Origin of the sequence: Azospirillum sp. INR13 (genome assembly GCF_015390205.1) — a bacterium.
GTDB lineage: Bacteria > Pseudomonadota > Alphaproteobacteria > Azospirillales > Azospirillaceae > Azospirillum.
Window position 1 is genome coordinate 123,339 of the sequence record NZ_VUOI01000002.1, and the last position, 11,696, is coordinate 135,034.

At 70.3% G+C, this 11,696-nt stretch carries 7 protein-coding genes; 5 read left to right on the plus strand and 2 right to left on the minus strand.

Features of this window, described 5'->3' with window-relative positions; all coding sequences use genetic code 11:
• The first annotated feature begins 8 nt into the window (after positions 1–8).
• From F1643_RS02355 to F1643_RS02365, 3 genes are all read left to right on the plus strand, one after another.
• Entirely contained in the window at positions 9–1,370 is a 1,362-nt protein-coding gene (locus F1643_RS02355; protein ID WP_194910373.1) for a glycosyltransferase, read from the plus strand.
• Positions 1,367–4,417 (plus strand): glycosyltransferase, encoded by a 3,051-nt coding sequence (locus F1643_RS02360; protein WP_370540438.1) that lies wholly within the window; start codon positions 1,367–1,369, stop codon positions 4,415–4,417. Before F1643_RS02355 ends, F1643_RS02360 begins: the two co-directional genes overlap by 4 nt.
• A gap of 157 nt (positions 4,418–4,574) precedes the next feature.
• On the plus strand, positions 4,575–7,673 hold the full coding sequence (locus F1643_RS02365) for a M10 family metallopeptidase C-terminal domain-containing protein (protein ID WP_194910374.1): 3,099 nt from the start codon (positions 4,575–4,577) through the stop codon (positions 7,671–7,673).
• Positions 7,674–7,707: 34 nt separating this feature from the next.
• Here the strand turns inward: F1643_RS02365 and F1643_RS02370 are convergent, their stop codons facing one another.
• The gene (locus F1643_RS02370; protein WP_194910375.1) at positions 7,708–8,583 is read right to left on the minus strand and encodes an FkbM family methyltransferase; all 876 of its coding nucleotides are present in this window, start codon (positions 8,581–8,583) and stop codon (positions 7,708–7,710) included.
• A 99-nt stretch (positions 8,584–8,682) separates the two neighbouring features.
• Positions 8,683–10,941 (minus strand): biotin/lipoyl-binding protein, encoded by a 2,259-nt coding sequence (locus tag F1643_RS02375; protein WP_194910376.1) that lies wholly within the window; start codon positions 10,939–10,941, stop codon positions 8,683–8,685.
• Between the two features lie 140 nt (positions 10,942–11,081).
• On the opposite strand from F1643_RS02375, the gene F1643_RS02380 reads away from it, so the two are divergent.
• Both F1643_RS02380 and F1643_RS02385 read left to right on the plus strand, forming a co-directional pair.
• The gene (locus F1643_RS02380; RefSeq protein WP_194910377.1) at positions 11,082–11,309 is read left to right on the plus strand and encodes an antitoxin MazE family protein; all 228 of its coding nucleotides are present in this window, start codon (positions 11,082–11,084) and stop codon (positions 11,307–11,309) included.
• Positions 11,306–11,680: a type II toxin-antitoxin system PemK/MazF family toxin gene (locus F1643_RS02385; RefSeq protein WP_194910378.1), complete on the plus strand. Its 375-nt coding sequence runs from the start codon at positions 11,306–11,308 to the stop codon at positions 11,678–11,680. The genes F1643_RS02380 and F1643_RS02385 overlap by 4 nt, the downstream gene beginning before the upstream one ends.
• The last annotated feature ends 16 nt before the right edge of the window (positions 11,681–11,696 follow it).

Sequence of the window (11,696 nt, forward strand, 5' to 3'; positions counted from 1 at the left end):
CCCTCACCTTGCAGCAGCTCGGGAAACTCGACGAGGCCGCGGCGCATCTCCGGCGCAATCTGGAACTGGACCCGGCGTCCGACATCTCCCTGTCGCGCCTGGCCAGCGAAGCGCTCGCCTGCGGCCGGCTGGCGGAGGCGGGCCGGCTTCTCCGCCGCTCCGCCGTCTTGGGAGCGGCCGGCGGGACCCCGGCCGACCGGCAGCGCCGTGCGCTGGAGCGTCTCGCCACCGCCCGCGCCCTGCGCGAGGACGCGGAGGACCGGACCCTGCCGCCGGGGCTGGTGGTGCGCGGGGTGTTCCGCGACAGCAGCGGCTATGCCTTCGCCGTCCGCCGCTTCGTCAGGGGGCTGGTGGAGGCGGGAATCCGGGTCCGGCTGGTCGACCTCAACTATGCCGACACCGACAATCTTCCCGACGACCAGATCGATCCGCTGCTGTTCACGCTCGACCGGCCGGTGCGGGCAAAGGCGGTGCTGACCATCACCACCCCGCCGGCGGTGGAAGCGGTTCCCGGTCTGAAGACCATCAATTACACCATGTTCGAGGCTCTCGACATTCCGCCCCTATGGGCGGCGCAGAGCCGGCGCCACGACCATGTCGTCGTCGCCACCGGGTCCTCGCGCGAGGCGTGGCTGCGCGCCGGCCATCCGCCCGACCGCGTCCATGTCAGCCCCGCCGGCGTCGACGCGGTGGAGGCCGGCAGCATCCCCCTCTCGGCCATCGTCGACAGCGCGGGCCGCCGCCTGTCCGATTACCGGGTGCGCGTCCTCAACGTCTCCGACTTCAACGACCGCAAGAACCTCGACGGTCTGCTGCGGGTCTGGCTGGGCACGACGCGGGCGGAGGATTCCGCGGCCCTGCTGCTGAAGGTCGGCAAGGGCGGCGGGGTTTCCGACGGCATGCGCGACCTGCTGGCGCGGGTGTCGGTGCGGACCGGCCGGACGCTGGCCCAGGCGGCTCCGATCTTCATGGTGGAAGGCAAGCTGTCCGATGCGGACATGATGGGGCTGCATGCCGCCTCCACCCATTACTGGAGCATGTCGCACGGCGAGGGCTGGGACCTGCCGATGGCCCAGGCCGGCGCCATGGGCCTGACCCTGCTGGCGCCCGATCACAGCGCCTACCATGCCTATCTCGACGACCGGGTGGCGCACATGATCCCCAGCCCCGTCACGCCCGGCATCACCGCCTACGCCGCCCAGGACTGGTGGAGCCCCGACGAGGGCGAGGCCGCACGCCTGCTGCGCGCGGTCATCGACGATCCCGACGGCACCCGCCGCTCGGCACAGGCCCACCTGCTGGAGCATTTCAGCTGGCAGGCCGCCACCCGCCGCCTGATCGACCTTCTGCGGGAGCTGGACGCGCTGTGACCGGTCCCATCATGCCCAACGCGAACCTGCCCGATCCCGTCACGCTCTTCTGCTGCCTGGCCCCGCCCGACTATTACCGCCGGCCGCTGTTCTCCGACCGGGAGGTGTTCTGCGGCCCCGACTGTCCGACGGTGGAGACGGGCGACGGCTTCTCCTCGCTGAACACGCCGCACGGCGAGTACGACCTGGCGGCGGTCGTCGCCCGGCTGCCGGCGCACCAGCGGCCGGAGCTGATCGTGGTGAAGGCCGACGCCACCCGGCGCAACCTTCCGCGCGGGCTGGACCGGCTGCCCGGAACCAAGGTTCTGCTGGTCGGCGACAGCCATCATCTCGCCGGCCCGCTACGCACGCTGCTGGCCTATGGCGCGATGGAGAGCTTCGACGCGGTGATGCTCGACCACACCCGCCAGCATGCCCACGTCTTCCTGGAGGCGGGGTTCGAGCGGGTCTATTGGATCCCGGCGGTCGATTATGCGCTGCGCCGGCGCGACATCCTGGCGGAGCCTCCGGCTGAGTTCCGGTTCGACCTCACCTTCGTCGGGCAGATCGGCGCCTTCCACCCCTGGCGGCGCCATGTGCTGGACCGGCTGACCGCGGCGGGGCTGCCGTTGGTGGGCATGCGGGCGGAGCCGGAGAGGGCGGCCGACGTCTATGCCGCCTCGCGCGTCACGCTGAACTGCTCGCTCAACGGCGACCTCAACCTGCGCGTCTTCGAGGCGCTGGGAGCCGGCGGCTTCCTCCTCACCGACGCGCTGTCGCCGGATGCCGGGCTGGAGCGCTGCTTCACCCCCGGACGCCATCTTGCGACATACCGCTCGCCGGACGAGCTGGTAGAGCTGGCGCGCCATTATCTCGACCACCCGGGCGAGGCGATGGCGATCCGCCGCGCTGGACAGGCGCATCTGCTGGAGTTCCACAGCCCGCAGGTCAAGCGCGCCCAGTTCTTCGCCGCCGTGTTCGACGACCGCGTCGATCCGGCGCTGGAGCTGCGCTCCGAACGGCGCGGCCTGAGGGCGCTGCCGGCGCGGGGCATAGGGTTCCAGCGCCGCCTCGCCGCATACGAGGCGCTGCAGCTGCTGCAGCTGACGGCATCGCGGCTGACCGTGCATACCGGCGCGGGGCAGGGCTCCGGTGGGGGCGCGGATGAAGACGGCTTCGCCGCCGACCTGCGCGCCATGGTCCGCGACCTGCCCCGCGTGGCCTTCGCGGCTGCGGACGGGATGCCCCAGCCGGTGGCCCTGCCGCTGCAGCCGTCCGCCGATCGGGTGCGGAATGAGGCGGTGATGCTGCTGCCCTGGCCCGACCGGGCGGAGACCGACCGGCGGATGGTCCGGCTGCCCGGCGCCTCCGCCCTCTGCCCCACCCTGTCGTCACGCGACCATGCCGCGGCGACCGCCCATCTGGCCGACTGGGGCTTCGTGCCGACCGAGCCCGGCGGCATCCTGTTCCAGTGCGCCGACGCCCTGCGCTATGCTGCCCGCTCGCTGTCCGATCCGGTCCTTGCGGCGGCGCTGACGCCCGACCTCAAGCGCGCGCGCCTCGCGGCGCTGGAGCCGCTGCTGTGGACCGCCGACCAGATGATGGGGGTGGCCCAGCTCGCCAACCGCCTGGGCGACGGCGCCCTGACGGAGCGCTTCCTGCTGCGCTGCGCCGCGCTGGACCGCCAGCAGCCGGACGCGCTCGTCGGGCTGGCCCGCCTCTGCGCGGCGGGCGGGCGGCGGGCGGAGGCCGCCGTCTATCTTGCCGAGGCCCGGCGGGCCGCCCGGCTTGCCGATTTGCCCGATCCGGCTCCCGACCTGGGCGCCGACGCGCTTTCCGACGCGGCCGATCATCCGGCTCTGGAGCGCTACCGCGTGCTGTTCCGGCAGGCGACGGTTCCCTCGACCGGGCGGCCCCGCCGCATCCTGGTGGTCACCAACCTGTTCCCGCCGCAGGAGTTCGGCGGCTATGGCCGCAAGCTGTGGGAGTTCTCGGCCGAGCTGATCCGCCGCGGCCATACGGTGAAGGTGCTGACCGCCAACGTGCCCGAACTCGCCCGGCCGGGCATGTCGGGGACCGAGGATATCGAGGCGCATGTCGAGCGTTCGCTGACCCTCTACGGCTATTGGCGGGACGGGCGCGCCTTCACCCACGACGACTTGGCCCACTGCGCCGCCCTGATCCGCGCCAACATCCGCCGCGTGCTGGAGACCGCCCGCGACTTCCGTGCCGACGCCTGTCTGGTCGGCAACCTCGACATGCTGGCGACCGAGTTCCTCGACCCGCTGACCCGGCAGATGGGCGTGCCGGTGCTGCATTGCCTGGGCAACCAGCATCCCGGCTACGCGCCGGAGGCGGCACCCCGCTCCCCGCTCTACCGCGCCGGGCCGGCCAGCGGCTGGGTGGCGGAGCGGCTGACCGCCGGCGGCTATGGCCTGTCCGCCACGGTGATCCATCCCGGCGCCCGCGTCGATTATTTCCACCGCGCGGTGATGCCGGCGACCGACCGGCTGCGCATCGCCTTCGCCAGCCTGTTCGTCAACTACAAGGGGCCGCAGACGCTGGTCAACGCGCTGGGGATCCTGCACCGCGAGGGCATCGACTTCGACTGCACCTTCGCCGGGGAGGCGCCGGACGCCGATCTCGCGGCCCGCTGCCGCGATTTCGTGGAGCGCAACGGCATGGCCGGCAAGGTGCGCTTCACCGGCTTCCTCGACCGCCGCGGCCTGTCCGACCTGTTCGCCCGCTGCAATGTCCTGGTCTTCCCCAGCGTTTTCCAGGAGCCCTTCGGCATCTCGCAGGTGGAGGCGATGGCTGCCGGCCTGACCGTGATCGGCAGCGGCACCGGCGGCAGCGGCGAGGTGCTGCGCGACGGCGTCGACGGCCTGTTGTTCAAGGCGGAAGACCACGAGGCGCTCGCCGACCGCCTGCGCAGTCTGGTCAGGGACCGCGCCGCCTGGCAGCGCATGGCCCTGTCCGGCCGCGACCGTGCCCGCGACTTCACCGTCGCCCGCTCCGTTGACCGGATCGAGGCGGTGTTCGAGGAACTGATCGCCCAGAAGGGATGACCGGAGGGAACCGCAGCCCGTCGCCTGCGCTCTATTGGCCGCCCTCTATTGGCCGGTGGAGAAAAAAGGTCGGGGTCTCCCTCCCCTTTCGATCGGGGAATGAAAGGTTGTAAAGTGGCGGGAGCCACAGCCCGCGGCGAAAGACATCCTCCCGGTCATGACGAACACCCTCTCCGACCTCTCCGCCGCCCCGATGCCTGCCTGTACATGCCTGCTGTGCAATGCAGCGAGCTGGGGTGCGGCCCCCCTGTCCGCCGGGCTCGATCCGCAAGGCGCGCTGCCGCAGGGCGCCGCCTCGTCCACCGTCCAGGCCCTGCTGGCGACGGGGACGCCGCGCTGGGGCAGCGGCGCGGTCGGCAGCGGGGCGACGGTCACCTACAGCTTCATGGAGCAGGCGCCATCCTATGCCACCACCGCGGACGGGACCGGCTTCGCGACGCTGTCCAGCGCCCAGCGCGACGCGGTGCGGCAGGCCTTCGCCGCCTGGAGTTCGGTCGCCAACATCTTCTTCGTCGAGACCTCCGACAGCGCAAACAGCGGGCAGGGCGGGTCGATCCGCATCGGCACCAACCGGCAAAGCTCCAGCGCCGCCTACGCCTATTATCCATCCGGGTCGCTCTATGACGGCGGCGGCGACATCTATCTCGCCAACAACACCTCGACCAACACCAGCCCGACGCCGGGAACCTACGGCTACCTGACCATCCTGCACGAGATCGGACATGCCATCGGGCTGAAGCATCCCGGCAACTACAACGCCACCGGCGGCGGGGGCGAGCCGCCCTACCTGTCCTCGGCCGAGGACAATTACCGCTACACGCTGATGTCCTACAACCGGCACCCCAGCCTGGGCTTGAACGGGCTGCTGACGGGGCCAGCCCTGTACGACATCGCGGCGGCCCAGTACCTGTACGGCACCAACACCGACACCCGCATCGGCGACGACCGCTATGTCTTCGGCAGCAACAGCACGCCCTTCTCCCAAGCGATCTGGGATGCCGGCGGCACCGACAGCATCGACGCCGGCGGGCAGGCGTCGGCCGTCACCATCGACCTGACCCCCGGTGCCTTCAGCTCCATCGGTCCCAACGGATCGGGCGGGCTGGCGGTGGGGAATCTGGCGATCGCCACCGGCGTCACCATCGAGAACACCACCGGCGGCGCCGGCAACGACATCCTGATCGGCAACACCGCCAACAACCTGCTGATCGGCGGCGCCGGCGACGACACGCTGACCGGCGGCGCGGGCGACGACACGCTGCAGGGCAACGGCGGCATCGACACCGCGGTCTACAACGGCAGCCGCTCCTCCTACACCGTCACCGTCACCGCCGACGGCGCCACCATCTCCGGCGGCGAGGGCACCGACACGCTGACCGACGTCGAATACGCCCTGTTCGCCGATACCCGGATCAGCCTGACGCCTCCGGCGGTCACCGCCAAGGCCGGCCGGGTTTCCATCGGCTCCTCGATCAACCTCGCCAGCCTAGTGACGGCGACCGATCCGGCCGGCGGCCTCGTCACCCAATATGAGCTGGTCGACAACACCAGCGGTGCCGGCTCCATCATGGTCGGCGGGGTGGCTCAAGGGACCGGCGCCGTGGTCTCGCTGAACGCCGCCGCCTTCGCCGGCGTCACCTTTGCCGCCTCCGCCCTGACCAGCCTCGACGAGCTGTCGGTGCGCGCCTACAACGGCGTGGCCTGGAGCCGCTGGATCGGCTTCATCGTCTCTTCCCGTCCGGCCAACCGGCCGCCGACCGTCCAGGGCGACAAGACCCTGACCGTCCTGGAAGGCGGGCCGGCCATCGCGCTCGGCATCGACCGGCCGAGCGACCCCGACGAAGGCGACGTCATGGCGGTGACGCTGGCCCGGCTGCCGGCCGCCGGCACGCTCCGTCTGGCGAACGGCACCGCCGTCACCGCCGGGATGACGCTGGGCACCGCCGATCTGGCCGGCCTGACCTATCAGGCGCCCTCCGGCACCCCGGCATCGCCGGGCTCCTTCGCCTACACCGTCACCGACAGCCAGGGTGCGGTCAGCGGGCAGACTGTGACCTTGCGGGTGACCCCGCTGGCCGAGACGATGGCCGGCTTCGACCCGCTGGCCTATCTCGCCTCCAATGCCGATCTGGCCGCCGCCTTCGGCACCGACGCGACGGCGGCGCGCGAGCATTACCTGGGCTTCGGCCTGGCGGAGGGGCGGGCGACCCGGTCCTTCGATCCCCTTTCCTACCTTGCCGCCAACCCGGATCTGGCGGCGGCCTTCGGCGCCGATCCTGCGGCGGCGAGCCGGCATTATCTGGCGCTGGGCCGACGGGAAGGCCGGCCGGCCGGCAGCTTCGACCCGCTGGCCTATCTGGCCGCCAACCCGGATCTGGCCGCCGTCTTCGGCACGGACACCACGGCCGCCACCCGCCATTACCTGTCCAGCGGCCAGCGGGAGGGGCGCAGCACGCGGTTCGACGGCTACGGCTATCTGGTGTCGAACCCGGATCTGGCGGCGGCCTTCGGGCTGGACCCGGCGGCGGCGGCCCGCCATTACGTGACCTCGGGCCGGATCGAGGGGCGCGGCATCACCTTCGACCCGCTGGCCTATCTTGCCGCCAACCCCGACCTTGCCGCCGCCTTCGGCACCGACACCGCCCGGGCGGCCAACCACTACCTGTTCAGCGGCCGGCGGGAGGGGCGCGGCACCAGCTTCGACGCTCTCTCCTATCTGGCGGCGAACCGCGACCTCGCCGCCTCCATCGGCAACGACCCCGTGCGGGCGCAGGAGCATTACATCCGCTACGGCCGGCTGGAGAACCGCGCCATCAGCTTCAACGCCCACGACTATCTGCTGGCCAACCCGGACCTGCTGAGCGTCTTCTCGGGCAGCGAGCAGCAGGTGAAGCTCTATGCCGTCCTATACGGCCACATGCCGCGGCGCGACGCCGCCGGCTTCGACGCGCTGAGCTATCTGGCCGCCAACCCGGATCTGGCAGCAACCTTCGGCACCGACACCGCGGCCGCCACCGCGCATTACCAGTCCACCGGCGAGATGGACGGGCGCCCGACCCGGTTCAACGCGCTCGCCTATCTGATGGCCAACCCGGACCTGAGCGCCGCCTTCGGCAGCGACCAGCAGCAGGCGCTGGTCCACTTCATCCAGCATGGCCGCAACGAGCCGCGCCCCAACCCGATCGGCTACGTCCGCCCGCAACCGGCCGGCTTCGCCGCGGCGGATGCCGGACTGCTGGCGGTGGCGATGGGGTAGGGGATGGGGTCGCCCCCCAACCGTGGCCCCGACCTTATGACTTGCTCTGGCGTTGAGCGATATGGACGGCGGCGGGTTCGTTCGCGACGCTGTCCCAAACCTCTGCCAGCGTTTCGATGCGGGAGAACAGGACGTTGCAGGTGTAGGTCTGCCTGACCTCGGTTCCGGGCGGCACGAGGCGGGGCAGGGCTCCGTTATGGTCGAGCAGGAACATGTGATAGCCGTGATCCAGCATGAACCGACGCAGTTCGTTCTGGGTCGTGCGGTTCCTTGCCAGTCCGGGGAGATTCAGCTCCGCGGCGATGAAGTCTATCTTCTTCCCGCGAAGAAGACCTTCGGCACCCTTCAGGACGTTCAGTTCATGTCCTTCGGTGTCGATCTTCAGCAGGCGGATGCTCTCAAGGCCGCTGCGGCTTGCTAGGCTGTCGAGCGTTTCGGCGCGCGCGACGAACTGCGTGATGGTGTCGTTGCTTTCCAGCGCTTCTCCCGGCGTCTTTTCGGGAACGACGCCGCCGTTGCTGTCATTGGGCCCGTTCGATCCGAAGACGATCTGTCCGTTGCGGTCGCTGATCGCCACATTTTCCACGGAAAGATGCGAAATGTCGTTCAGCGCGGCGCTGTCACGGATCAGCTTGGCAAGGCCGGGGTTGGCTTCGGCAGTCACCACGCGGCCCTGCGCCCCCACCTGGGTCGCGGCAAGCATCGTGAAATAGCCTGCATTTCCACCGACATCGACGGCCGTATCGCCAGGGCGCAAAGCTTTCAGGAACAGCAAAGACGTTTCATGCTCGTACATTTGGCCGCTGAGGAAATGGGCGATGACGTCACGCTGCGCCATATCCTGCGGGTCGAGCTGCAAAAAGAACTTCATTCCATTTGCAGCAACGATGTCAAATTTCTGAAGAGCCATGTCTTTGCTGATCCGTCGCTGAGAGCCCCGGGCAATCTATGAGGATGGACTTCATAGATCAACGCCGCAGCCATCCGGAAGACTTGAGACGAGAGGATTTCAGAAGCCCGTCTCTCGGATCAGCACCGACGCGGCGATGCGCCAGAAACGCTCGGCGATGCTGCGGGCCTCGCCCGCCACGCGGACGATGCCGCGGGTCACGCGCTCCGGCCCCTCCTGCGCGTTGCCTGCAGCTCCGGGTGCAATGTCGGCCGGCTCGACTTCCAGGCTGATGCGGTAGACCGCCTCCACCGGGGAGAGCGCGCTGCGGCCGGCACCGCCATGCGGCTGGCCGGGCTGCGGTCCCGCCTGTCCCTCCACCGCCACCGGGCCGCCATTGACCGAGGCGAGCGCCGGCACGTCCAGAATCGATACGGCGACCGGATCGACCGCGCGCACCCGCGCCGCGCGCCGGGGAGCGAGAGGGTCGTCCGGATGGAACTCCGCCCCGGCACCCGGGCTCAGCCGGTCGAAATCGCCCTCGCCGACATAGCCGACCAGTTCGCCGCTGCCCGGCGCCACCACCATCGCCAGCGGCAGCTTCGGCCCGATCCAGCGGCCGGGGGTCAGCGCATCCTCCATGTCGCGCACGGTGCCCGACAGGGGAGCGCGCACCACCAGCCGGTCGCGGCTGTCGAGAAGCCCCTGCCGCTCGGCCAGGGTGGCGGCCAGATCCTCCTCCATCGCCCGCACGCGGTCGAGCTGCTCGCGGCTGGCGGTCATGCGGGCGATCTGTTCCTGCATCCACTCGATGCGCAGCTCCGCTTGGCGCAGCTTGCCCTCCAGGTCGGGGGCGGTCAGGCGGAACAGCGGCTCGCCCTCCACCACGCTTTGGCCGCGGGCGACCAGCGTCTCCTCCAGCCGGGCGGGGAAGGGGGCGTATACGGTGGCGAAGCCGGACGCCCGCCAGACCACCGGCACCGACACGGTGGTGGTCACCGGCAGCAGGGTCAGCCCGACCCCCGCCGCCAGCCCAGCCAGCGTCAGCCCGGTGCGCAGGTTGACCCGGAAACGGTCGCGCAAGGACCACCAGACCTTCGCCTCGTGCAGGAGGGGCCGGGCGATGAACCAGCCGATCTCGATGACGAACAACAGGATCCCCAATACCTTGATGGCGACGTGGTAGACCAGCAGCGCGATGCCGAGGAACAGCACCAGCCGGTAGACCCAGGTGACGTAGGAATAGACCAGCAGGATGCGGCGCCGCCCCGCCGGCATCTCCTCCGGCGGGGCCATGCCCAGGCCGAACAGCCATTCCCGCAGCTTCCAGCGCGCCATGGCGAAGCCGCGCTCCTGCAGGTTGGGCACGTCCAGCGCGTCGGACAGCAGGTAATAGCCGTCGAAGCGCATGAAGGGGCTGAGGTTGATCGCCAGCGTGGTGATCCAGCTCACCGTCGCCAGGAAATAGGCGGCGCTGCGCAGCGGCCCGTCGGGCAGGAAGCTCCAGGCCAGGGTGGCGAAGACGGCGATCGTCAGCTCGGTCAGCATGCCGGCCGCCCCCACCGCCAGCCGCTGCCGGCGCGAGACCAGCCTCCAGGCGTCGGTGGTGTCGGTGTAGAGCACCGGCCACATCACCAGGAAGGCCAGCCCCATGGTCGGCACCCGGCAGCCGTAGCGCTTGGCGGTGTAGGCATGGCCCAGCTCGTGGCAGATCTTGGTGCCCAGCAGCGTGACGCCGTAGAGCGCCAGCCCTTCGGGCGAGAAGAAATGTTGGAAGGTGTGCAGGAAGGCGTCCCATTGCCGCGCCACCAGCAGCCCGGCCAGGACCGCGGTCAGCAGCACCAGGACCAGCCAGGCCCGGCTGTAGAAGGGCGCCACCAGCCCCACCGTCGCCGACAGGAAACGGTCGGGCCGCACCAGCGGGATGCGGAAGAACAGGTAGTTGTGGACCAGCCACCAGAACCAGCCGGTCTTCCGCGCCGCCGCCTGACGGGCCAGAAAAGCGGTGTCGACGGTGACGGTCAGGTTGTTGGCCGCCAGGAACTGGTAGAAGCCCATGATGTCGTCGAGCGTCGGTTCGAACAGGCTCTCCTCCGCCACCGCCGCGGCGATGGCGGCCGGGTTGGCGTGGTGCCAGTGCGCGATCAGCGCGAAGGCCTCCGGCCCGATGCGGAAATAGCGGTTGCGCACCGGATCGTGGATGGTCCAGCCCGGCGCCCCGTCCTGCCCCGCCGGTGCCGGCAGCAGCGCCAGATCGTCGCGCAGGCCCGGCAGCCGCAGGGAGGCCCGCGGGTCGGCGGGGGCGGAACCAGCGGCGCCGGCTTTGGCGGCGCGGAGGCTGGCGCCTGGACCAGCGGGAGGGGTGAGGGCGATGGACACGGGAGGACGGCGTCCTTTTCGGGAAAGCGGGTCAGAAATGGCGTGGAGCTGTGGAGCGGAGGCGGCGCCGAGCCTGCATCGCCGTTGACGGTGTGGGCGAACGGGCCCAAGTTACATGTAACCGATGATGGGGGCCCGCCATGCCTGCAATCCGCCAGAGCTCGCGCGAAAAGGTGAAGGCGCATCGTGCGCGGCTTCGGGCGCAGGGGCTGCGTCCGGTGCAGATTTGGGTCCCCGACGTCCGCAGCCCGGCCTTCGTCGCCGAAGCCCGGCGCCAGTCCCTGGCCGTCGCCCGCAGCCCGCAGGAGGCCGACGACCAGGGCTTCGCCGATGCCGCGGGCTGGGGATCGCTGGATGACGGTGAATGAAGCGGGGCGAGATCTGGACGGTGGCCGGCGGGGCCGACTATGCGGGAAAGCCGCGTCCTGTCGTCATCCTGCAGGACGACCGCTTTTCCGGCACCGCCTCGGTCACCGTCTGTCCGTTCACGACCGATCCGACCGACGCGCCGCTGTTCCGCCGGCTGGTCCAGCCGACCGGCGGCAATGGCCTGAGCCAGTCCTCCCGCATCATGGCGGACAAGATCATGACGGTTCCGCGGGCCAAGGTCGGGAATCGGATCGGCGTGCTCGAAGCCGCCCATCTGGCCTGGATCGGCAAGGCCGTCCTCGTGTTCCTCGGTCTGGCCGGAGGCGGCTTTGCCGAGGAGGAGGCATCCGCTCAGGTCCTTGCCGAGTGATGGAGGGGGCAGGCTT

What these genes read in the sequence shown, in the direction of transcription:
- F1643_RS02365 (WP_194910374.1), top strand. Translation starts at nt 4,575, where the DNA reads ATGACGAACACCCTCTCCGACCTCTCCGCCGCCCCGATGCCTGCCTGT.
- F1643_RS02370 (WP_194910375.1), bottom strand. Translation starts at nt 8,583, where the DNA reads ATGGCTCTTCAGAAATTTGACATCGTTGCTGCAAATGGAATGAAGTTC.
- F1643_RS02380 (WP_194910377.1), top strand. Translation starts at nt 11,082, where the DNA reads ATGCCTGCAATCCGCCAGAGCTCGCGCGAAAAGGTGAAGGCGCATCGT.
- F1643_RS02385 (WP_194910378.1), top strand. Translation starts at nt 11,306, where the DNA reads ATGAAGCGGGGCGAGATCTGGACGGTGGCCGGCGGGGCCGACTATGCG.